Source organism: Ruegeria lacuscaerulensis (assembly GCF_013033355.1).
GTDB lineage: Bacteria > Pseudomonadota > Alphaproteobacteria > Rhodobacterales > Rhodobacteraceae > Ruegeria > Ruegeria lacuscaerulensis_A.
Genome location: NZ_WQDY01000012.1, coordinates 130,694 through 152,267, shown reverse-complemented (window position 1 = coordinate 152,267; position 21,574 = coordinate 130,694). Strand labels below are relative to the sequence as shown.

General features: G+C 55.8%; 20 protein-coding genes. 5 read left to right on the top strand and 15 right to left on the bottom strand.

Going from position 1 to position 21,574, the window contains the following annotated elements; translation table 11 throughout:
* Window positions 1-19: 19 nt before the first annotated feature.
* The 4 genes from GOW48_RS18885 to GOW48_RS18870 are packed head-to-tail and all read right to left on the bottom strand — an operon-like array spanning window position 20 to window position 3,145.
* The gene (locus GOW48_RS18885; protein WP_170755664.1) at window positions 20-1,093 is read right to left on the bottom strand and encodes a C4-dicarboxylate TRAP transporter substrate-binding protein; all 1,074 of its coding nucleotides are present in this window, start codon (window positions 1,091-1,093) and stop codon (window positions 20-22) included.
* A 31-nt stretch (window positions 1,094-1,124) separates the two neighbouring features.
* Window positions 1,125-1,580 (bottom strand): OsmC family protein, encoded by a 456-nt coding sequence (locus tag GOW48_RS18880; protein WP_170755663.1) that lies wholly within the window; start codon window positions 1,578-1,580, stop codon window positions 1,125-1,127.
* Window positions 1,581-1,598: 18 nt separating this feature from the next.
* The gene (locus GOW48_RS18875; RefSeq protein ID WP_170755662.1) at window positions 1,599-2,264 is read right to left on the bottom strand and encodes a malonic semialdehyde reductase; all 666 of its coding nucleotides are present in this window, start codon (window positions 2,262-2,264) and stop codon (window positions 1,599-1,601) included.
* Window positions 2,261-3,145, bottom strand: a complete 885-nt coding sequence (locus GOW48_RS18870) for a fumarylacetoacetate hydrolase family protein (protein ID WP_170755661.1) — start codon at window positions 3,143-3,145, stop codon at window positions 2,261-2,263. The genes GOW48_RS18875 and GOW48_RS18870 overlap by 4 nt, the downstream gene beginning before the upstream one ends.
* Window positions 3,146-3,229: 84 nt before the next feature.
* On the opposite strand from GOW48_RS18870, the gene GOW48_RS18865 reads away from it, so the two are divergent.
* The 5 genes from GOW48_RS18865 (at window position 3,230) to yghX (ending at window position 8,121) form a co-directional block, all read left to right on the top strand.
* On the top strand, window positions 3,230-3,616 hold the full coding sequence (locus GOW48_RS18865; RefSeq protein WP_170755660.1) for a YciI family protein: 387 nt from the start codon (window positions 3,230-3,232) through the stop codon (window positions 3,614-3,616).
* Window positions 3,617-3,658: 42 nt separating this feature from the next.
* Complete coding sequence (locus GOW48_RS18860; RefSeq protein ID WP_170755659.1) at window positions 3,659-4,324, top strand: GntR family transcriptional regulator; 666 nt, start codon at window positions 3,659-3,661, stop codon at window positions 4,322-4,324.
* A 1-nt stretch (window position 4,325) separates the two neighbouring features.
* A complete protein-coding gene (locus tag GOW48_RS18855; protein WP_170755658.1) occupies window positions 4,326-5,624 on the top strand; it encodes a malonyl-CoA decarboxylase in 1,299 nt (432 codons plus the stop codon).
* Window positions 5,621-7,144 (top strand): malonate--CoA ligase, encoded by a 1,524-nt coding sequence (locus GOW48_RS18850; RefSeq protein WP_170755657.1) that lies wholly within the window; start codon window positions 5,621-5,623, stop codon window positions 7,142-7,144. Before GOW48_RS18855 ends, GOW48_RS18850 begins: the two co-directional genes overlap by 4 nt.
* An 89-nt stretch (window positions 7,145-7,233) precedes the next feature.
* Window positions 7,234-8,121 (top strand): YghX family hydrolase, encoded by an 888-nt coding sequence (gene yghX, locus GOW48_RS18845; RefSeq protein ID WP_170755656.1) that lies wholly within the window; start codon window positions 7,234-7,236, stop codon window positions 8,119-8,121.
* 558 nt (window positions 8,122-8,679) lie between these two features.
* Here the strand turns inward: yghX and GOW48_RS18840 are convergent.
* The 11 genes from GOW48_RS18840 to dctP form a co-directional block, all read right to left on the bottom strand.
* A complete protein-coding gene (locus GOW48_RS18840; protein WP_170755655.1) occupies window positions 8,680-10,461 on the bottom strand; it encodes a thiamine pyrophosphate-binding protein in 1,782 nt (593 codons plus the stop codon).
* The gene (locus GOW48_RS18835) at window positions 10,461-11,870 is read right to left on the bottom strand and encodes an aldehyde dehydrogenase family protein (RefSeq protein WP_170755654.1); all 1,410 of its coding nucleotides are present in this window, start codon (window positions 11,868-11,870) and stop codon (window positions 10,461-10,463) included. Before GOW48_RS18835 ends, GOW48_RS18840 begins: the two co-directional genes overlap by 1 nt.
* The gene (locus tag GOW48_RS18830; protein ID WP_170755679.1) at window positions 11,851-12,765 is read right to left on the bottom strand and encodes a sugar phosphate isomerase/epimerase family protein; all 915 of its coding nucleotides are present in this window, start codon (window positions 12,763-12,765) and stop codon (window positions 11,851-11,853) included. The genes GOW48_RS18835 and GOW48_RS18830 overlap by 20 nt, the downstream gene beginning before the upstream one ends.
* 154 nt (window positions 12,766-12,919) lie before the next feature.
* Window positions 12,920-14,110 (bottom strand): Gfo/Idh/MocA family protein, encoded by a 1,191-nt coding sequence (locus GOW48_RS18825; protein ID WP_170755653.1) that lies wholly within the window; start codon window positions 14,108-14,110, stop codon window positions 12,920-12,922.
* On the bottom strand, window positions 14,103-14,777 hold the full coding sequence (locus GOW48_RS18820; protein ID WP_170755652.1) for a hypothetical protein: 675 nt from the start codon (window positions 14,775-14,777) through the stop codon (window positions 14,103-14,105). Before GOW48_RS18820 ends, GOW48_RS18825 begins: the two co-directional genes overlap by 8 nt.
* Complete coding sequence (locus GOW48_RS18815; RefSeq protein WP_170755651.1) at window positions 14,767-15,957, bottom strand: Gfo/Idh/MocA family protein; 1,191 nt, start codon at window positions 15,955-15,957, stop codon at window positions 14,767-14,769. Before GOW48_RS18815 ends, GOW48_RS18820 begins: the two co-directional genes overlap by 11 nt.
* Window positions 15,944-16,771 carry a citryl-CoA lyase gene (locus GOW48_RS18810; protein ID WP_234899544.1) on the bottom strand — a complete coding sequence of 276 codons (828 nt, stop codon included), beginning with the start codon at window positions 16,769-16,771 and terminating at the stop codon, window positions 15,944-15,946. Before GOW48_RS18810 ends, GOW48_RS18815 begins: the two co-directional genes overlap by 14 nt.
* On the bottom strand, window positions 16,768-18,660 hold the full coding sequence (locus tag GOW48_RS18805) for a bifunctional sugar phosphate isomerase/epimerase/4-hydroxyphenylpyruvate dioxygenase family protein (RefSeq protein WP_170755650.1): 1,893 nt from the start codon (window positions 18,658-18,660) through the stop codon (window positions 16,768-16,770). The genes GOW48_RS18810 and GOW48_RS18805 overlap by 4 nt, the downstream gene beginning before the upstream one ends.
* Window positions 18,660-19,955: a TRAP transporter large permease gene (locus tag GOW48_RS18800; protein WP_170518689.1), complete on the bottom strand. Its 1,296-nt coding sequence runs from the start codon at window positions 19,953-19,955 to the stop codon at window positions 18,660-18,662. Before GOW48_RS18800 ends, GOW48_RS18805 begins: the two co-directional genes overlap by 1 nt.
* Window positions 19,952-20,527, bottom strand: coding sequence for a TRAP transporter small permease (locus GOW48_RS18795; protein WP_170755649.1), 576 nt, complete (start codon window positions 20,525-20,527; stop codon window positions 19,952-19,954). The genes GOW48_RS18800 and GOW48_RS18795 overlap by 4 nt, the downstream gene beginning before the upstream one ends.
* Window positions 20,528-20,557: 30 nt before the next feature.
* Entirely contained in the window at window positions 20,558-21,568 is a 1,011-nt protein-coding gene (dctP, locus tag GOW48_RS18790; RefSeq protein WP_170755648.1) for a TRAP transporter substrate-binding protein DctP, read from the bottom strand.
* Window positions 21,569-21,574 lie beyond the last annotated feature (6 nt).

The window sequence follows — 21,574 nt, the reverse complement described above, 5'->3', positions numbered from 1 at the left end:
TTCGTGGATCGCCAGCCAGTTATTCGGCCGTCCAGTCGCGTACTCCGGTGAAACCGGCGTCCTGCAGTTTACCAAGATAGGCGGCTAAGATCGCATCGCCTTGTTCGCCGTTTTCATTCAATGTGGCAGCCCATTCCTGTGCAACATTGGGCATTGCGTTGGCCCAAGCCGCTCGTTCTTCGTCCGAAACTTCGACAATCGTTCCGCCGGCTTCGGTATAGGCATCCCGTGAGGCCGCGGCGCGGTCCATAGCGATACCGGCCACATGATCACGGTAGTCAATGGCGACGGCCTTAAGAACGTCTTTGACTTCGTCTGGCAACTTTGCCCAGTAGTCAGAATTCACAGTGATCGTCTTGGAATTCACCGCACCCAAGTCAGCTTTGAGCATGTAAGGAGCCACTTCGGCGATCTTGAAGGTTTTGGCAGCCTCGGGCCAAAGCATTGCACAATCAACCAAGCCGGTTTGAAGCATATTGTAGAAATCGGTCAGACCACCACGTACCCCGGCCGCGTCTTTGATACCTTCAAGGTATCGAAGGTTAAGTCCAGCTCCGGCCACTTTTCGGCCTTCCAGGTCAGAAACAGCCGTAACCGGCTCTGTACAGAACACCTGGTAGGTATCGAGTACGACTCCAGTTGCCAGGTAAACTTGGTTCTGCGCAGCAAACTCGTTCTGCATCGCAGGGTATTCGCGCGCGATTTCATCAACTGCCTTAGCCACGGCACGGGAGTCCGATGCCACGAAGGGTGTCGATCCCGAAATACCCTGGCTGGGCAGCTTAGAAGAATGGAAGATTGTCGTGACGATCCCAATATCGCCAAGACCAAGTTGGACACCTTCCAAAACGCCCTTCGGCTTAACGATCGAACCGCCGTAATTCTCTTGCCAGTTCATCTTGTAGTTACCGGACTCAGCCAGCCGCTTGTCCACTTCTGGAATAAAGAAGTTGGTGAATTCCTTCACCCATAAGGCCCGATCTGGGTACCCATCAATCACAACAGCTGAAATGGTCTCTTCTGCCGCGAGGGGCATCGCCATGACGCCTGCCAGAGCAGCGCCCACTAGGCTGCGTTTGGTCCAGTTTTTCATTTCTCTCCTCCCAGAAAGACAGGTCATTTCATTATTTGTTTGTTTTGACCCAGTTTACGGTCAGGTCCGTGCCTGCCGCTTCAAACAGTTTTGCGATGGCGCAATACTTGGCTGTCTCCTCGCCCACGCGCGTCAGTTCCTCCTGACTGGCGGGCGTCTTACAATTCACGGTGAGTTCGATTTCCGGAAACGGAACATCGATCTCCTCCTCCATCAGCACCCCACGCCGGTCCAACCTGCATTTCGCGTCGATTGTCACAGTGCCGAGGTCAACTCCCAACCGATGTGCGTTCTTGTGCCCGATGACATTCGTACAGGCGATCAGGGCTGCCATTGCGGTCTCGGTCGGAGACGGACCAAGATTTGTCCCGCCGCGTTCGACGGGTTCATCGACAACAACATCAAGATCGCGAATTGGTATTTCGGTCCGCGCGTGAGTCGGGCACTGAGCTGTCGTGCGGTAAGTCACGACGGGTTTCACTTTCATAGCCACAGCGTCACCTCCTCATGCATAAGAGCAAACTTTTTCGAATGGAAAACGTGGAAGCTTCTGGAACAATCCGGTCTCGTCCGCGTAGCCCAGATTGCAAAGAAAATTGGACTTGCGCGTCGTGCCCGCGAAGAACTCCTCATCGACGATCTTGTTCGAAAAACCTGACATGGCGCCAACATCCAACCCGACCGCCCGGGCCGCAATCATGAAGTAAGCGCCCTGAAGCGTGCCATTTCGAAAGGCCGTTTCTGCCACGTAGTCGGGCTTGTTTTCGAACAATGGCCGACGGTCTTCGTGCGGGAAAAGAAAGGGCAGTTCCTTCCAGAAGTCCATGTCATAGGCAATGATCGCCGTGACCGGAGCATCCATCATCTTTGGCACATTCTTCGGCTTTAAAGACTTTGCAAGCCGCTCTTTACCTTCAGGACTTTTCACGAAAACGAAGCGCGCGGGCAACGTATTCATGCTGGTCGCACCGTTGATCGTGATGTCGTAGATCTCTTCAAGTATGTCGTCAGAAACAGGCTTGTTGGTCCACGCGTAATGCGATCTGGATTCGCGCAAGATCAAGGCGATCGCGTCATCCGACAAGCGTGGAATGCGCTCGCGCAGATCGCGGTGATCTTGCTGCGCCTTGGCGCGAAGTGCCTCCAGCTCTGCTCCGGTTGGTGCGCTCATGCTGCAGCCACCTTGGACTTGGCGTCCTTTTCGTCAATGATTGGGCTTGCGCAGATTCCGATGCCTTCAATCTCGACCTCAACGGTTTCGCCGGGCTTCAGCCAACGGGGATTGGGCTTTTTGGCGTGTCCGACACCAGGCGGCGTTCCCAGCGCAATCAGGTCGCCCGGCTCCAGAGTAGTATATTCCGAAATCGTCGCAATGACCTGACGAACCCCCCAAATCATGTTGGCGGTATTCGAGCTTTGAAGGATTTCATCACCCACACGGCTTTCGATCTTCAGACCGGATGCCCCTTCGGGCAGTTCGTCCGGCGTAACGGTGAATGGACCAATCGCGCCCGTATCATCAAAGTTTTTGCCGGGTGTCCACTGAACGGTTTTGCGCTGATAATCCCGCAGCGAACCATCGTTGAATACAGTGTAGCCAAAGACATAATCCAGTGCGTCCTGTTCCGAGATATGGCGTCCGCGTTTTCCAACGATCAGCATAAGTTCGGCTTCGTAATCGAGCTTCTCGGAACAGGCAGGCCGCACCATGGGTTGCCCCGCCGCCATGATCGAGTTCTTCCCGCGCATGAACAGCGTCGGATACTCCGGAATATCATACCCGCCTTCCTTGATGTGGTCCGTGTAGTTCAACCCCATGCAAATGATCGTTCCTGGAGCGGTAACGGGCAACGCCGGAGTGATGGAAGACACGGGCACACTGTCTGCCGCGTCAATTTTGCTGGCAAGTGAGTCGGCCAGTTCAGGCTTGGCTATCAAACCCATCAAATCCGAACCGACAGCAGGGTACAAAGCCGTTAGATTCACTGCGTTTTCGCCGTCTACAGCAAAAACCGCTGTGCCTTCCGAAGTCTCTCCCACCAGGTATTTCATTTTCACCATCCATGTCAGTTCGCTTGATTTTTGCCGACTATTTTGCCATATGTCAAATAATATCGATATTTTTGGAGACAGCAAATGGTTGCTTGGGCAGACTACAAATCGGAAGCAAAAAGCCGCGGTGCGCTTGCTTTGGAGCTTTACGTCGCGCTGAGCACGCCAGCCAAAGCGGCCGAAGATGTAAAGGCGTCACTGCCAGATCACTTGGCGTATCAGGCGCAGTTGGAACGTTCGGGGCAGCTGGCTTTTGCGGGCCCCATGTCGGATGAAACCGGCGAGCATATGCAAGGAATGGGCCTGATCATCTATCGCGCCGACAGCCTTGAATCCGCCCGGAAGCTGGCCGAAGACGACCCTATGCACAAAAGTGGGGCACGTAGTTTTGTACTTCGGCGCTGGTTGATCAACGAAGGCTCGCTGAACCTTTCAGTTGGTCTATCCACTGGAACAAGTGCCTTCAGTTAAGTGCACTCAAGAGTATTAGCCGCGAAATAGGAACAGTCGGATATGGACGCCATGCTTGACACTGAGGGCAAAGAGACATCAGCCACTCATGGAGCGTATCGAAGGCTGCGCGAAATGATCCTGACCGGAGAATTACCTCCGGGTCAAAAACTCAAGATCGAACAGCTTCGCGGGATTTTGGACACTGGCGCTAGTCCGGTTCGTGAAGCGCTAAGCCTTTTGACTTCGGACATGTTGGTCGAGCGGATTGATCAACGCGGATTTCGGGCAGCGCCAGTCAGCAAGTGTAACTTTGAGGAAATACTTCTGTTGCGCTGCAACCTTGAGGAAACCGCGTTGCGCGCTTCCATCACCAATGCGGATGCGCCCTGGGAAGATCGGCTTGTCTTACGTCACCATCATATGAAAAAGGCCAGCCAGAACGGGGCGCGGGACTTTGAGGACGCTCACAAGGCGTTTCATATGGCCTTGTTGGATAATTCGAAACTGCCGTTGCTGCTGCGGTATTGCTCGCAGCTTTATGACCTGAACATTCGCTACCGCTATCTGGCGGCTGGCGGGTCGAGCTACAAAAAGCGAGACATCGCCGCCGAACATCAGCAAATCCTGGACGCCGCATTAAATCACGACGCAGACAGCGCAACTCGGCACCTAATCGATCACTACCGCCGAACAGGTGAGTACCTTAGCAGCCAGATGGAGCCCTGAAATGCAACGGAATTGGTTTCTGGGTGATCTACTAAACCAATTGCTGGACCGTCCCGACAAAAGGCGTGGCAAGGATGACAAACGGTCCATTGCCGAACTATGTGAGGCACTTTTGTCTGCGGAAGGTGAAGTTTCAGGACTCACGCTCGCGTCTACGATCCTTGAGCGCTACCACACCCTGAAAGATGCGGAGAAACTAGACTTTTTTGTCTATTTGAATGACAAGCTGGAGTTGGACGCAAATCAGCTTTCTGAAGCAGCCCGCTTCTACGCCAGTGACCAAAGTGTCAACCTTTATGAAAGACTTAGTGAAGTTTCAGAGCCACGGCGGCAAGAGTTATTGCGACGGCTGAACCAGCCGTCTGGTGCGACGCAGGAACTTGTAGCCATGCGCGTTGATCTGCTGCGCTTCCTCAAATCCAAACCGGAACTCAAGCGAACAGATATCGATTTCGTCCATTTATTGCGCAGCTGGTTCAACCGGGGCTTTCTTGTCCTCAAGCAAATCAGCTGGGACACCCCTGCCCGCGTTCTGGATAAGATCGTCGCCTATGAAGCGGTGCACCAAATCAACGATCTGGACGATTTACGGCGAAGGCTCTACCCGCCAGACCGTCGTTGTTTTGCGTTCTTCCATCCTTCGATGCCAGATGAGCCACTGATTTTTGTTGAGGTCGCTCTGACCGCCGAAATCCCGGATGCAATAGATACGCTTCTATCCGAAGCACCAGAACCGATCGAAGCCGAGCAGGCAAAGGTCGCGGCGTTCTATTCCATTTCAAACTGCCAAAAGGGTTTGGCGGGCATCAGCTTTGGGAATCTATTGATAAAGCAGGTTGTGACCGAGCTTTCGCGAGAGCTTCGCGGGCTTGATACCTTTGTGACATTATCGCCGATACCGGGGCTAAACCGGTGGCTGGCTGGTGAAACAGACAGCCCGGAACACGGGCATGCCGCCGAGGCCGTGCTTGCAGGAACAGCAACACCGCAGGACGTACGCGCGATGGCCGCCCGGTACTTGATGTTCGCCAAGCGCGAAGATGGAATGCCGCTTGACCCTGTGGCGCGCTTTCACTTGGGAAATGGTGCCGAGCTTCATGAACTGCATGCCCAGGCAGATCAGTCGCCAAACGGACGCGCCCAGTCCGGAGGTGCGATGGTCAATTACCTTTACGATTTGAACAAAACAGAACGTTACCACGAAGAATTCGCGACACGTGCCACGATCCAAGCCTCGCGTTCAATTCGCGCGGCTTCAACTGCGACGCTTGCGGTAAAGCCTAGGGAAAATACAGCGTGACTAATACACTTTACGACAGTTTGTTTGCCCGCCACGAGGGCAACACGGCTCCATTCCTGCAACTCGATAATGGCCAGGTGGTCACTTATGATGAGTTTCTGCAGCGCACCGCGCAAATCGCGCATGTCTTGCAGAACAGCGGAGTTTCCCCTGGCAGTCGCATCGTTGTGCAAGCGCCCAAGCAGGCCGACACGATTGCGCTCTATGCCGCTTCGGTTCAGGCAGGTGCTGTCTACCTGCCCCTAAACACTGCCTATACCATGGCAGAGTTGGACTATTTCATCTCTGATGCGCAACCTGCGTTAATCGTTTGCGACAGCCACGACAAAGTTGAATTCGAACGATTGGCGACCCGGTCTGGTGCAAAGCTGCTGACCTTGGGTGGCGAAAATCCAAGCTTGAGCCGCGAAGCGGACGCACAGCCTTGTGTATTCGAAACTGTGGATCGCGCGCCGGACGACCTCGCGGCGCTTCTTTACACATCAGGTACCACGGGCCGGTCCAAGGGCGCGATGCTCAGCCACCGAAACCTGCTGTCCAATGCCCAAGCCCTTGTGGATTTGTGGGCTATCACCAACGCTGATCGTTTGATTCACGCGTTGCCCATCTTTCACACGCACGGGCTTTTCGTGGCGATGAACACATCACTACTCGCCGGTTCCAAAGTGCGGCTGATGAAAAAATTCGACACTGGTATGATCTTGGAGGAATTGCCCCACTCGACCCTTCTAATGGGAGTCCCCACTTTTTATACCCGATTGCTGGCGGATGACGGTTTCACCGATGAGATCACAGAGAACATGCGTCTGTTTGTTTCCGGCTCAGCCCCGTTGCTGGCAGAGACCCATGTGGCGTTCGAAACACGCACCGGCCACCGTATCCTTGAGCGCTACGGTATGACCGAAACGAACATGAACACCTCTAACCCTTATGGCGGTGAGCGTCGCGCGGGAACTGTTGGTATGGCCATACCCGGCACTGAGGTGATCGTAACCAACCCTGAAACTGGAGAACCGCTGCCCCAGGGCGAGATCGGAATGATCGAAGTACGTGGCCCCAATGTTTTTCGGGGCTATTGGCAAATGCCCGAAAAAACGGCTGAAGAGCTTCGAGAAAATGGTTTTTTCGTCACCGGAGATCTGGGCCAATACAGCGAGGATGGCTATCTGTCGATTGTAGGTCGGTCAAAAGACCTGATCATCACGGGTGGCTACAACGTCTACCCTAAAGAAATTGAAGACGTTTTGAACGATGTCGATGGTGTTCAGGAATCGGCGGTTTTCGGCGTCCCCGACAAAGACTTCGGTGAAGCAATCATTGCCGCTCTGGTTGCAGAGCCCGGAGCACAGCTTCAGGTGGAACAGATCGACTCGATCATCAGAAACAAACTGTCGCGATTCAAACATCCTCGCCGCTACGAACTCGTCCAGGAGTTGCCGCGAAACACTATGGGAAAAGTTCAAAAGAACGCGATGCGCGAACGGTATGCGAACAAGGAACTGTCATCGGCGTTATCTTAGGAAGCCCATCCAGAGGCTCAATCAAATCAAGACCTTCAGATCGTATACTACCCACATTTCAAACTGCCAAACTCATCAGGAGATCCACAATGACTCGCATGACGGCAAAAGACTTCGACCAGGAACTTCTGGATCTGTATGACTTTTACGCGCACGGCAAGATCACCAAGCGCCAATTCCTGGACCGCGCAGGCAAGTTCGCGGTCGGCGGCGTGACAGCGGTCGCGCTGCTGAACATGCTCAGCCCGAACTACGCGATGGCTCAGCAAGTGTCGTTCAACGATCCCGATATCCACGCGGACTACATCACCTATCCTTCACCGAATGGAACCGGTGATGTTCGCGGATACCTTGTCCGACCTGCCGGCGTTGAAGAGCCCCTGCCCGGGGTGCTGGTGATCCACGAAAACCGCGGCCTGAATCCTTACATCGAGGATGTGGCACGCAGGTTGGCAAAAGCCGGGTTTATGGCACTGGCCCCCGACGGTCTGACGTCAGTGGGAGGATACCCAGGCAACGACGCGGATGGGCGCGAGCTGCAAAAGACAGTGGACCGGGTCGAATTGATGAACGATTTCTTCAACGGATTTGAATACCTATTGAACCGAGATGATTGTACTGGAAAGGTCGGTGCTGTGGGTTTCTGCTACGGCGGCGGTGTGGTCAGCGCAATTGCCGTGGCCTACCCCGAATTGGCCGCGGGCGTGCCATTCTATGGTCGCCAGCCAGCAGTTGAGGATGTAGCCAAAATTCAGGCACCGTTGCTGATTCAGATGGGAGAGCTTGATGAGCGCATCAACGCAGGTTGGCCGGATTTTGAAGCCGCTCTGCAATCCAACGGAAAGGTATACGAAGCCTACATCTACGAAAATGCCAACCACGGTTTCCATAACGACAGCACGCCTCGTTATGACGAGGAAATGGCAAACCTAGCCTGGGACCGCACTATTGATTGGTTCAACACCTACCTAAAGTAACTACAGTGTACGGCGAAGCGAGCATTGTGTTTTCGTCGCTTCGTCGCAACCCACAGTTTACCGGGGCCAAGTCATTTGAAGCCCCAGTATTTTACTTCTCATGATCAGATAGATCGACAGGAACGCTTGGCTAAAAGGCTTGGGTGCAAAGATCATTTGATTTGAGCCCCAAGGCAGCAGTCTCAAATTCAATGAATCACTTTGACCGCTTTAAACGGATGGCAATCCCAAGCAGATTAGAATTGCGAGCGATTTCGCAATACCGTTAGCATCGCGGAGAAAACGCAAAGTGTCTGGGTCAATCCAGGATAGGTCAAAACTGCACCTCCGAAATCGGGGCTAGAGATGATTGTCGGGCGACACATAGTATTGCCATTCATCGACAGCTAAGCCATTGATTTTGAGTCATTCGATTTTTGATGGGCGCACGGGTTTTGCCATTTGCGACTCAAAGATTTTCCATCAAGCTGAAACCATCGCATAGCGGAAATTGCCCTTCTGTTTAACAGATACGGGCAAAAGCCGTATGCATAGGCGGATCGCACACTCTAAATTGCTTTAGGTTGCAACGTGCGAAACATCCCTGTCTGGCGAATAGATGTCGAGAATATTCCAATGCCCGGTTGTTGGTGTTGGATTGTTGATCATTGGGACATCAAGAACAGTTGGTTTGCCGCTGGCAATTGCCGCGTCCAATGCAGGCAACAACTCGTCAGCGGCGCTGAGCCTGTGCCCTTCCGCACCATAAGCTCGCGCAATGTCCGCATAGCCCGGTCCGTTTGCGGGTGCGGCGGCTGATCCCGGGAACGTGGTTCCATAAGTCAGACCGTAATGCGCTTTTTGAAGGCCGGCGATCGTTCCGAAGGCGTTGTTATTCATGACCAGCCAGATGATACCCAGATCAAGTTCGACTGCTGTTGCCAGCATCGACGGATTTTGACCGAATCCACCATCACCAACCAAACTTAGTACGACTCGATCAGGTGCCGCCAGTTTTGCGCCGATCGCGCCCGGAGGACCGAAACCCATCGTCGCGAACCCGCCCGGGGTCAGGATTGAACCCGGCGTCAAAATGTCGAACTGTTGCCCGACACCGTTCTTGTTCCACCCAACGTCCGTGGTGATGATGGCATCCTCGGGCAGTGCCTTGCGGGTATCTGCCAGAATACGTTCGGGCATCATTGGAAAGGCCGATGAGGTCGCCATTTCCACGTTGCGCGCTTTGAAGTCCGTCCGGAAGCCAGCGATCTTCTGCTCCAGCGCAAGGCGCTTGAAGCCGCCCGGATACATCTCGCGGGCGACCCGGTTGAGGACGCGCAATGCGGCCTTGGCGTCAGCAACGACTCCGATCTCGGTGGGATAGTTCCGACCGATCTCCTGCGGTTCGATGTCGATATGAATGACCTTCGAGCCGGGAATGTTGAACGTGTAGCCGGGATACCAACTTGAACAATCAGCCTCTTTGAACCGGGTGCCCACCGCAAAGATGTAGTCCGCATTCAGGCAGGACTGATTGACCAGTTCTGTGCCCCAAAACCCGGTCATTCCCAGCACGAGCGGATGGTCATCCCGCAGGGCACCTTTACCCATCAGGGAATGCGCGACGGGCAGGCCCATATGTTCAACGAACGCGCGCAGCTCCTCGCTGGCCTGTGCCAGAAGAATACCGCCTCCGACATAAGCGACTGGGCTTTCGGCTTTAGCCAACGCTTCGACAATCTCGCCCGCTGTCTCGTCGTCAATCGACGGTTTCTTGAGAGCGCGCGTGTTGTCGCGAATACGGTCGAAACTGTCCGAGGGGATCACCTCTGAAAAGATGTCCATGGGAACATTGACCAGTACCGGCCCGGGCTGGCCGCTTTCAGCCAGATGGAACGCCTTTTCAAGAATCTCGGCCATTAAATCTGCGCGGTCGACCCGCCAGGCGCGTTTTACGAAGGGTCGATAGATCTCCCACTGGGCGGCGTCGGCATGGAGGTTCACTTCCTGATGTGGATGTTTGCCGTAGTAGTGTGTAGGAATATCGCCCGCGATCACGACCATCGGGATACAGTCCAGTGCGGCGTTGGCGACCCCGGTGGCACAATTGGTCAGCCCCGGGGAGAGATGGGACAACACCACCGAGGCCTTGCCTGTCACGCGGGCGTAAGCGTCTGCCGCGTGGCTGGCGATTTGTTCGTGCCGCACCGTGACGAAATCAATTGGGCTTTCGGCCAACGCGGCCAGAACTGCGATGTTTGTATGGCCACAAAGCCCGAACACATGCTTAACGTCACGGCGTTCGAGAAAGTCGACGATATGTTCGGCGACTGTTTTGCCGTCCAGTTTTGCCCCGTCCATCACGCGACCTCCTGCCCGTAGAACTCACCGAACAGGTCCGGCTCCGAGGGGCGATCCTCGGGGATCGGACGGCTGACCCAGGTGTAGTTCATCATATGTTTCATAGTGACGTTGTCGTTGGTGATGTTGCCGCCCCAGATGCCGCAGCCCAAGCTGCTGGTCATGGGCATACCATTGGTCCAGGCACCCGCATTGGCCTTGGACTGCGGCTGCCGCACCATCATACGGCTGACCGGAGCCAGTCGCGCCAGCCGATCGATATGATCGTCATTGTGGCTATAAATCCCGCAGGAATGGCCCTTGCCCCCGGTGTTGTAGATCTGGCTGACCGTTTCCAGCGCGTCATCGAACGTGTCGAAGTGATAAAGCGCCATCAGCGTGGTCAGTTTCTCCTTGGAGAACTTGTGCTGCGGCCCGATTTGTCCCTGGTTTTCAACCATCAGAAACTTGCGATCTTCGGGGATGCTAAATCCGGCGACCTTGGCCGTTTGCTGCGGCGGACAGGCAATGGTCGGGAAGGTGCGGTTGCCCTTTTCGTCCCACATGGCCGCTTCGAGCATCGCCTTTTCTTCGTCCGAACAAAGGTATCCGCCTTCGGCTTCCAGAGCCTTGACCATGTCGTTGTAAACCGAGCGCTGGATGATGATATTTCCATCAGCTGAACACCCAGACCCAAAGTCAGAGGTTTTGGAAATGCGTGTGTTCTGAGCGGCGATGTCCAGATCTGCGGTCTCATCAATGACGATGGAAGAATTACCCGCGCCAACGCCGTAAGCCGGACGACCCGAACTGTAGGCCGCTTTGACCATGGGCTTGCCACCCGTCGCCAGCGTCAGATCACAGATTTCCATGAGATGCTGGGTGAGCGGGATCGACGGTTTGCGAATTGATTGAAACAGATCTTCGGGCGCACCCGCTGCTCGACACGCTGCGCGCATAACCTCGACCATCTCGAATGTTGTATGTGCGCTCCGGGGATGCGGACTGAATATGACCGCATTCCGGGCGTTGGCGGCGGAAACACCGGTCACCGGCGGTGTCATTGCCGGGTTAGTCATCGGGATCAGGGAGGCGATCACACCGGCAGGTTTGGCGTATTTCACCAAGCCCTTTTCCTCATCCACCTCGACGATCCCGGTCGAAGGCGTGCGCAAGACATCGCGCAAAACCATGTGAATCTTGAACCGCTTCGCAGGACGCCCTTCGCGATCTCCGATACCGCTTTCGTCCACGCCTTGCTGGGCTAGACGCGTGAAGGTTTTCTCGTTCCCAGCATACCACGCGATGGCTTGAGACAGGCGGTCCAGCCTGCCCTGATCCCAATCCTCGATCTCGGCCATGGCAGCACGGGCGCGTGCCAGCATATCGGCCGCCATGTTGCGGTCGTTTTCAGTGAGCTCTTTGCCCATGATGATCCTCTTGGTGTTTTAGAATTGTAGCATCGGGCATACGGCGCTGTGACCGCGCCTCGCCGAATGTTTGCTTGGCGTGGCTGAGACAGCGACGCGCGTGTTCTTCATATCCCAACTCGGCAACACGGCTTTGGTTGGGCAGTTCGATGGAGTAGTCGACTGGCGGCATCCGTTCGATGATGCCCGTGAAATCAATCCAGCCTTCGCCGGGATAGAGCCGCGCATCGCGGGCCAGTTGGATCATGCCCTCGCGCGTATCAGCGATGCCGGGCAGACAATCAGAGATATGCAGGAAGTGAAACAGGTCCGAGGGGACGTGCAAAAGCTCTCCCAGATCGACACGGCTGAGATGCAGGTAGAGCGTGTCGACCAGAATACCGCCATTCGGCTGATCAGAGGCGCGGACAATGTCCAGCGCCTCATCCAGAGTACGAAGGCGGGAAAAGCTTGGGAACTCCAGATCCACCGTCAGCCCATAGGGCGCTGCCAGTTCGCAAGTCTCGGAATAGACGTCGATCAGAAAGTCACGATCATCGCGGGTGTTGGTCCACGCGCTCATGATCATGCGTTTGGCGCCGAGTTCCCCTCCAATCTCTAACGAGGGCTCAAAGCTGCGCGGATCGATATCTTCCGTGATGCGCGCAAGTTCGACATCAAGGACTTTCAAGCCGGTGGTAGAGAGAGCAGTTTTGGTGGCCAGCACCTGCGCCTTGTCGATCGGGGATTGAGTGAACTCTCCGGGCACATGCATCGGAATGAACCGGGGACTGACGGCATCGTAACCGGCCCGCGCGGCGATATAGACCAACTCGGGCGGCGTACAGCCAATCAGCGTCAGATGCGCCAAGGAATAGAGAGAGGGGCTTGCGCCAGCCTCTTCGGGTTTCACCATGAACGACAGCTCCACGTGTCTGCGAATCTTAAATTCATCACACGTAGTAAAAAATATCTGATATTTTTTAAAATATCAACTTTTAATGCTAAGCAGGAAATGAAAGCGCCCGGGCAACTGCCCGGGCGTGTTTTACATTTGTGTTGGCAAAGCCTTAGAGAGTGACCCAATCACCTCCGGACTGGTGAGAGCGCACGGAGGCATCAATGAATCGGACACCATCTGCTCCTTGATTGACACTGGGATAGGTCAGCCAATGGGCCGGAATCGCGACGCCATCCCGGCGCGCGGCCACTGCCATTGCGAACTCAGTATAAAGATTAGCCCAGGCTTCGATAATCCCCTCAGGGAAGCCCCGCGCGGTACGGATCAGACGTTCTGCGCCGGGTCCGATACCATGCCCGTGACCTCGGCTGATGGTACGATCCGGCTCACCGAACCGATTGAACTTCAGCTGTTCCGAATTCTCCAAGTCCCACTCGAGGCCTCCTTCGCTCCCGAATATCCGTAAGCGCAAACCGCCTCGATTTCCAGGGGCAAGGCGCGTCGCCATCAGGGTGCCCGGAACCTCGTTTTGATAGCGGGTGAACATGAATGCTGTGTCTTCCAAAGGCTTTGGCGCGCCGCAGACATGGAACTCGGCCCTCAGGTCGGTCAAGGGCAGGCCCGAGACAAAACTGGCGAGATGCGCGGCATGGGTGCCGATATCGCCGACACAGCTGGTCGGACCAGAAATCTTTGGGTCCAGCCGCCATTTGACGTGGGGCGCATCAGCCACATCATCGGGCGTCATCCAGTCTTGCATGAACTCGACGTGGATTTGGTTGATTTTACCGATGCCGCCTTCCGCCACGATTTGTTTGGCCTGACGGATTACTGGAAAACATGACATCGCATATCCGACAGCAAAGATGTTTCCCGTGCGCGCGGCGATCTCCTCAAGCCCCTCGGCCTCGGCAACTTCGTTGGTCAGGGGCTTGTCGCACAGCACGTCAATGCCCGCCTCAAGAAACGCTTTGGCAGCTTCGAAATGAACGTGGTTCGGGGTCGTGATCATGACGGCATCTACGCCATCCGGGCGCGCCGCCTCGGCCTGCGCCATCTCGTCGAACGACGCATAGCACCTGTCTGCCGGCAGGAACCACTCGGCCCCGCGCGCCTTGCTTCGCGCGGCGTCAGAACTGAGCGCGCCTGCGGTGACCTCCCACCGGTCAGTCATCCGCGCGGCCGTTGCCTGCGTGACAGAGATCCGTCCGCCGCCAACAACGCCCAGCCGCAAACGGCGAGACAACCGGGGGAAAGGTCCGTCAAAGTTCAGGTCTTCGGGTAAAAGTCTCTCAGCCATTTTGCATCTCCATTTCCGGGACCCGTACGCCTTCCGGCAGCATTTCCACCGCCATGAAAATGCTGGGGGTAATCGTCTCGTACTGATGCCAGGGATAGTTGCCTTCAGCGTCATACATCGGTTTGTGCGTCGTGCCGGGGGCCATGAATTCTTCGAGGTAAAGGGTTTCAACATCCCGCTCACGGCATTGCTGCATTTTGCCAAAGCCTACGATTTGCGTATGCACTTCGCGAAACCCTGGTACCGGGCAGAACGGATGATCCTTGTGCAATCCGACATTCAAAGGGACCGAACCGGAATGGTACATGGTCAGTCCAACGTCACCCACGAAGACCTTTGGCGACATGTAGTGGCTGACACCGCGCAGGCGTTCTTCTTGGCGAACATCAAAAGCAGATGGCCATGTATCTTTCACCCATGCGAACAACTCGTTCTCGTCGGCATGGGCGTCGAATCCATGGACAATTACTGCGCGTTCCACGCCTTTGAGAGAGCTATCTTGCAAGATAACGGAGGAGAGTGGTGCAACGGTCTGATCCTCGACCGAAAGGTCGCGTCCCCCAAGGTTCAGAACAATTGCACGACCCTCAACAGATACTCTGTCTTCATCGGTGATGTGCTGGACGCGAAAGAATGGCTGGGCAAAGTCGAGTGTCTCAATCGGCATGCGCCAACTCCTTCCTCTCATCGTTAAGGAAATCGACCGGCAAAGGCTCCGGAGCCGCGCAACGGCTTTCTATCGTCTGATAGGCGCCAAATTTCGGTGCCCGTTCGATCGCGTTCATGACCTCGAAGACGTGGTAGGCAAGCGCTCCACTTGCACGGGGTTGGCGTCCTTCTTGTGCCGCCAGTGCCAGATCCAAAAGGCCGAGCCCGCGGCTGTCCTCATTGAACCCGTGTTTGTTTTCGACCACCTGCCAGTCTTCACGACCGGTTGGACGAGGCTGATGAGACCAGCGCGAGGTCTCCCGCGTTTTCAGCCAGACATCCCCTTGAAAGATATTGGCACCATGAACCGGGTCAGGATCAGGAATGCTGATGGTGCCGTTTTCACCGTAGATCTCGAACCGCGGAGTTTCGCTGTCCCAGACGTCGAAGCTCATGGTCATCGACCCTATAGCTCCGGATGAGAACTGAAGCAGGCTTAGGGAATGCGTGTCGACCTCGACATCTATCCAATCGCCGTTGCGAGGGCCGTTTTCGATCATCCTATTGTCGAAAGTGCGCCGAGCCATTCCGGCGACCCGGTCAACGGGACCAAGGCAGAAGATCATGGCGGTCAGGTAGTACGGCCCAAGGTCCAGCAATGGCCCACCACCCGCCTTATAGTAGAAATCCGGGTTGGGATGGTGGCGTTCCGTCCCGTGGGTACCGACATGGGCAAAAACCCCTGTCGGTTTGCCAATGGCACCCTCATCGATCAAGCGCCGAACGGTTTGCCAACGGCCGCCCAGAAATGTGTCGGGTGCGCAACCGACCAGTAGCCCCTTTTCAGAGGCCATGTGCAGAATCGTCTTACCATCCGTTCGATCCATAACCAGCGGCTTCTCGGAATAGACGTGCTTGCCCGCCTCCAACGCACGCAGGCTGATTTCGGCATGCGCCGCCGGAATTGTCAGATTCAGAACGCAGTCAATCGTCGGATCGTCAAACACCCCATCTGGCGCACAGGCCTTGGCGATACCGTATTGATCTGCCTTGGTGCGGCTTTCCGAAGGGTCAAGGCTTGCGCAAGCCACGACCTCAACGTTTGAGAATTTGGATAGTGTTTTTAGATAAATATCGCTGATACGACCACAGCCGATAAGGCCGACCCGGAAGGATTTCGATGTCTCACGTGTCATCATTCCTGTCTTCGTAGAGGGGTAAGTAATTAGCGGGCATCGGCCCTTTGTTGCGGCCACCCTGGTTCATCTGTTCCCAAGCGTGGGCAAGTATTCCGACCGAGCGGGACAGGCAGAACAGCCCTCGCGACAAGGGCGCAGGAAAGCCAAGTTCGCAGAAGATCACAGCTGTCGCGCCGTCAATATTCATGGCAATTGGCAGACCGCCTCGTTGACGACCGAGTTCGGCTTGAACCTCTTCTCCGATATCGGCAAACCGGCCAGAAACTGTGCCTTCTGCCGCCGCATCTCTAACAAGTTGCATCAATCGGGGTGCGCGTGGATCGACAGGTTTGTGAAACCTGTGACCAAAGCCCGATACGATCTTGCCGTAGGTCTCGCGCCAACTGTCCAAGCCATCCCGAACAGCGTCAGTCAGCGAAGCTCCTGCATCCATGCGGACTGCGATATCATAGTACAGCTCTGCGCACTGCTCTCCTGCCCCACCATGCACGTCGCCCAGCATGTTCACCGCGGTTGCCATCGCATTGTTGAGACCTACCCCGCAGGTGGCAGCCATACGCGCGGCCGCGATCGAGGGGGCCTGCGGGCCATGATCCACGCCCGCGACCAAAGCGGCCTCAAACAGGCGCGCTTGCGCGTCGCTGGGCAGATCGCCCCGCACCATCAACCAGATCATCTGCGGGAAAGAGACGTTCCCGATCAGGTCCTCTATGGCGTTGCCGCGAAACACGATCTGGCCGGGCTTCATGTCGATGATCGAGGTGCGCCACCATTGGCGCACGGCTTTCTCATCGCTGGTCATCTGCGCGGTCATTGAGTGTGTACCTCTTTCACCGCTTGGGTTTTGCTTTGTGCGGCAAGGCGAATGGGCGCATTACGCGCACCGTAACCGGCATAGCCCATGCGGCGTTCAACAATTTCGAAGAAAAAGCCGTTAAAGATGGGGCGGCTGTATATCTGAAAATACTCGGAACCCGCTGCCCGATCGTAAAGGATGTTGCCCCGGCGCATTTGGGTGATCAGATCGTCATCCAATCCGAAGGTCGCCTGCAGATCGGCGTAGTAGTTCTTTGGGATCGTCAAACTGGGAAAGCCTGTTTTGCGCAACTGATCCGACGTTTCAAAAATATCGTCCGACTGGAAGGCGATGTGCTGAACACCGGCCCCAAACCCATCTTCAAGGAATGACGCTGCCAGTGTTCTACGCCCAACAACCCCATTCAGGTTCAGGCGCACTTCGCCTTCGGGACTTTCGATAGCCTGGCTTTGCACGACACCAGAAGGGTCGGCGACGTTCACGATAGGAGACTTTGCCATCTCAAAGGTCGAAATGTAGTAGAGCAGCCAGCTTTGCATCTCATCGTGGCGCATGGTCTGGGCCAGATGGTCGATACGGCGCAGACCGGCAGGCTGGGTCGCTTTGGTTTTCGCGACCGGCTCGAACTCGATGTCCCACACCCGATGCAGATCGGATCTCTCATCGATGAAATGAACAACATTGCCGCCAACACCACGAATGGCCGGGATATCCAGCTCTCCCGTTCCCACTGGCTGCGAGAAATTCGGAGCGCCCAACGCGGTCGCCCGCTGAACCGTTTGATCCGCATCTTTGACACGCAACCCCATATCACAAACGGAGGGGCCGTGACCCAGGAACGCCGAATGGGCAAACCCTTCCTTTTCGGTATTCACAACGATGTTTATGGCACCCTGCCGCCACAGCTCGACGGACTTGGTGACGTGCTTTCGCTCCATTCGAAAACACATTGCCGACAGCATATCTGCCAGCTGCGCGCCGCTTGTTTCATCGGCTGTAAATTCGACGAACTCAAAGCCTGACGCATAGACGCGCTCCGGCAGGTCCGGGATGCCGAAATCGGTTCCCGGCTCGGTCCGGGATACCTCATCTAACAGGTTCACCAGCGACCTGTAGCTGTCTCGGGCCAGTGTTCGGCCACCGGGTTGAGGAGCTGCTTCGTTGACGCGCGCAATGGACCAAGGCCCCTTGTAACCGGCGCGCGACAACACCCGCACGAAGCCCGCGAGGTTCAGCGACCCAAGCCCCGGCAAAAGCCCGAAATGCCGCTTGAGCCTGCGGATATCCATCTCAAGCCGGGGTGCATCGGACAGTTGCACATGGAACAACCGATCGCCGGGAATGTCCCGAAGGCGGGCGGGTTTGGACCCGTCGGCAAGCGAGAAGAAGGAATTCAAGGCCAGCCCCAAATGAGGGCTGTCGATTGCTTCAACGACGCGTAAAGCCTGCTCATCTGAGTGAACAAGATCCGACCATGGCAAGCCCATATAGGCCAGACGCAACCCCATCTCTTTCGCGATCTTGGCCGCCTCGCCAAGATCTGCGATGACCTGTTCTTCGGTCGCAGCGGCATCGACCTCGAATGCGGACCCGATAAGCAGTAAGTCCGTTCCCAACTCGCTCATCAGATCGAGTTTGCGCTTCAGTCGATCAAAGGCGCGCTCCCGTCCGGCGTCGGCCTGGCCTTCAAGGTTATGGAAAGGTTGTAGCAGGCAAATCTTCAGGCCGAAATCTGATGCAATGTTCCGAATTTGCGATGGCGGCCCGTCAAAAGCGGTCAAATCCGGTTCGTGTAATTCGACACCTCCGAACCCCGCGTCGGCGATAGCACTCAGTTTTTCGGCCAGATCACCGGGGATCGACGTTGTCGAAACCGAGAGGCACATTATCCCTGATATCCAAACATACGCGGCAACCACAGGACCAGATCAGGCATCAGCATCATGATCACGAGGGCGAAGATGAGCACCGCCAGGAAGGCCCAAATCTCCGAGATGATTTCACGCAGCGGAATGTCCGTCACGGCGTTGATCACAAAGAGCAGAATTCCATAGGGCGGCGTAATCAGACCAATCATCGAGTTCACGACGACAAGCACTCCGAAATGCACCAGATCAATCCCAAGCGCTTCGCAAGTTGGAATGAACAGGGGCACAATCACAAGAATGATCGTTGTCGCGTCCAACACGCAACCCAGCGCGAGGATCAGCAGGTTTACGAGGATCAGGAATACAATCGGGCTAACATCCGAACCCTCCAGCAGTGCCGAGATCGACTGTGGAATCTGTTCCTGAATGACGATGAAGTTCAGAATGAACGCGCCACCAATGACCACCCCGACGGCGGCGGAGGAGCGCGCGCTGTCGACGAACACTTGATAAAGGCCACGGAAGGTCAGCGCGCGGTAGAACAACGCTGCCAGTAGCAGAGCGTAGAATGCAGCCACGGCTGCAGCCTCGGTCGGAGTGGTGACGCCGCCATATATGCCGTAGAGCAGAATTGCGGGCATCAGCAGTGCCGGGAACGCGTTAGCGGTTTTAGCCGGCAACTCGCGCAGCGGAACAGGTTCTTCCAATGCAAAGTTCCGCTTGCCGGCCAGATAGTAGTTCATCGCCATCAGGACGATGCCCATGATCAGACCCGGCAGAATGCCAGCAAGGAACAGCGACCCGATAGACGCCTTTGAGACCAGCGCATACAGAACCATTGGGATCGAGGGCGGAATGATCGGGCCGATCGTCGCCGACGCTGCGGTGATTGCGGCAGCATAACCTCGGCTGTAGCGGCCATCCTTGGTCATCATCTCAATGATGATCTTGCCGATCCCCGCGGCATCCGCGACTGCCGAGCCGGACATGCCGGAGAAAATCAACGACGCTACCACGTTGACGTGCCCTAGGCCGCCCTTGAACCGCCCGACCGCAGCGACACAGAAGTTCAACAGACGGTCCGTGATCGACCCAGCGTTCATGATATTCGCGGCGACGATGAACAAAGGCACGGCAAGCAGGATCGTGCTTTTGTAAAAGCCTTGCAGGATCTTCTCACCCGCGAGGGCGACGTCCAGTCCGGCTGTGCCCAAGTACACTAATGAGGCCAAGAGGATGGAATAGCCGATAGGTGTCCCGATGCCTGCCAGAAGAAAGAGAGCGAGCAGGCAGGAAAGAAGTTCAAAACTCATTTGCTTGCGTCCTCGTCGTCTTCAACATCAACGCGGGGATGATCGTCGACCACGTTAAATCCCACGACCATTTCAAGTTCGGTTTTAGGTGGACCGTTGCGCATGATGTCGAAGAACAGCCAGCCATAGCGCGCGGCCACGACCAGCATGAACACGGCGTAGATCGAAAACACGGTGCGCAGCGGTACCTTCTCGCCCGAGAACGGGTTGCGCACGGTCGCGGTCTTTCGGATTTTCATCCAGTCGATGTAGTCCCATGTCGGCAGGAAGCTGTAGAGCATCCCAATGACGATGGCGGCGGCTGCGAGCATCGCAAAGACCTGACGGACACGTCGGGGTACCGACAGGTAGATGATGTCGAACTTCACGTGATCTCTCTCGCGCACGATAAACGCGCAGCTGAAGAAGATCACCCAGACCCAAAGAATGCCGATGAGTTCAAGCGTCCATCCAGCGGGGGTGAAGAAGTACCGCAAAAGAATTTGGAGAAGGAAGATCAGGAAGATTGCCGCCAGCATCCCGCCGGCAATCGCTTCGGTCAGTCGGGAGAACCCCTTTATGAAGCCTTTCATTGTGGTTCTCCCTCCCTTATTCAGATGAGCTTAGTTGCCCAGAGCGTTGATCTGCTCCAGAACACCGTCCGGCCATGATCCGGCGAACTCGCTTTCCAGATACATCGACTGTACCTGATCGCGGAACGCCGCGAGATCGGGCTCATAGACCTCCATGCCCTGCTCTTTCAGGAAGCTGACAAGGTCCTCTTCTTTCTGAAGCTGCTTCTGGCGACCAGCTTCAGCCGCTGCGTCTGCAGCCTCCTGAACCTTGGCCTGTTGCTCGGGTGTCAATCCATCCCAAACTTCTTTGCCGATCGCGATATAGTTCAAGTCAACCAAGTGCGATGTCAGGATGATCTGATTGGTCACTTCGTAGAATTTGGCATCAACCACGGTCGGTAATGGGTTGTCCTGGCCGTCAACGGCACCGGTCGACAGAGCTGTGTAAACCTCTGAGAACGCCATTGGTGTCGGGGCGGCACCCAGTGCTTTTCCAAGGAACTGCCACGCATCTGTGCCCGGCATCCGCAGGTTCACACCCTCCAGATCAGCCGGAGTGCTGACGGTCAGTTCATCCTTGGGTTGGCGCAGGTTCACCTGACGACGGCCCAGATACATGACCGACAGCAGTTTGACGCCCAGTTCTTCTTCGGCCTTTTGTTTGAAGGCATCCATCAAGGGATCGTTGAAGACAGCCACCTGATGCGCGGCGTCCTGGTGGACATAGCCTGCTGTAAAGATCGAAAACTCGGGGAAGAACTGTGCCAGCTCCTGCGCCGAGGTGATCGACATTTCCAGGTTGCCCCGGCTGATGGCGTCCAACTCCGTACCTTGGGCGAAGATTGTGCCGTTATAGCTGGGCTCATACGCCGCAAATTCAGCGACCATGGGTGCGAAAACCTCGGCCATTGCGACCGAGCGCTGATCGGTCTCCGATCCTGATGTTGCGAGGCGAAGTTGAACTTTGTCTTCCGCCAGCGCACCACTTGTTGCGCTAAACAGAACACCGGTTGCAACCAGGGCTGATACAGCAGCCCGGCGGGTAAGTTTGGTAATCACTTTGCT

What these genes read in the sequence shown, in the direction of transcription:
- GOW48_RS18885 (WP_170755664.1), bottom strand. Translation starts at nt 1,093, where the DNA reads ATGAAAAACTGGACCAAACGCAGCCTAGTGGGCGCTGCTCTGGCAGGC.
- GOW48_RS18880 (WP_170755663.1), bottom strand. Translation starts at nt 1,580, where the DNA reads ATGAAAGTGAAACCCGTCGTGACTTACCGCACGACAGCTCAGTGCCCG.
- GOW48_RS18875 (WP_170755662.1), bottom strand. Translation starts at nt 2,264, where the DNA reads ATGAGCGCACCAACCGGAGCAGAGCTGGAGGCACTTCGCGCCAAGGCG.
- GOW48_RS18870 (WP_170755661.1), bottom strand. Translation starts at nt 3,145, where the DNA reads ATGAAATACCTGGTGGGAGAGACTTCGGAAGGCACAGCGGTTTTTGCT.
- GOW48_RS18865 (WP_170755660.1), top strand. Translation starts at nt 3,230, where the DNA reads ATGGTTGCTTGGGCAGACTACAAATCGGAAGCAAAAAGCCGCGGTGCG.
- GOW48_RS18860 (WP_170755659.1), top strand. Translation starts at nt 3,659, where the DNA reads ATGGACGCCATGCTTGACACTGAGGGCAAAGAGACATCAGCCACTCAT.
- GOW48_RS18855 (WP_170755658.1), top strand. Translation starts at nt 4,326, where the DNA reads ATGCAACGGAATTGGTTTCTGGGTGATCTACTAAACCAATTGCTGGAC.
- yghX (WP_170755656.1), top strand. Translation starts at nt 7,234, where the DNA reads ATGACTCGCATGACGGCAAAAGACTTCGACCAGGAACTTCTGGATCTG.
- GOW48_RS18840 (WP_170755655.1), bottom strand. Translation starts at nt 10,461, where the DNA reads ATGGACGGGGCAAAACTGGACGGCAAAACAGTCGCCGAACATATCGTC.
- GOW48_RS18835 (WP_170755654.1), bottom strand. Translation starts at nt 11,870, where the DNA reads ATGGGCAAAGAGCTCACTGAAAACGACCGCAACATGGCGGCCGATATG.
- GOW48_RS18830 (WP_170755679.1), bottom strand. Translation starts at nt 12,765, where the DNA reads ATGGTGAAACCCGAAGAGGCTGGCGCAAGCCCCTCTCTCTATTCCTTG.
- GOW48_RS18825 (WP_170755653.1), bottom strand. Translation starts at nt 14,110, where the DNA reads ATGGCTGAGAGACTTTTACCCGAAGACCTGAACTTTGACGGACCTTTC.
- GOW48_RS18820 (WP_170755652.1), bottom strand. Translation starts at nt 14,777, where the DNA reads ATGCCGATTGAGACACTCGACTTTGCCCAGCCATTCTTTCGCGTCCAG.
- GOW48_RS18815 (WP_170755651.1), bottom strand. Translation starts at nt 15,957, where the DNA reads ATGATGACACGTGAGACATCGAAATCCTTCCGGGTCGGCCTTATCGGC.
- GOW48_RS18810 (WP_234899544.1), bottom strand. Translation starts at nt 16,771, where the DNA reads ATGACCGCGCAGATGACCAGCGATGAGAAAGCCGTGCGCCAATGGTGG.
- GOW48_RS18805 (WP_170755650.1), bottom strand. Translation starts at nt 18,660, where the DNA reads ATGTGCCTCTCGGTTTCGACAACGTCGATCCCCGGTGATCTGGCCGAA.
- GOW48_RS18800 (WP_170518689.1), bottom strand. Translation starts at nt 19,955, where the DNA reads ATGAGTTTTGAACTTCTTTCCTGCCTGCTCGCTCTCTTTCTTCTGGCA.
- GOW48_RS18795 (WP_170755649.1), bottom strand. Translation starts at nt 20,527, where the DNA reads ATGAAAGGCTTCATAAAGGGGTTCTCCCGACTGACCGAAGCGATTGCC.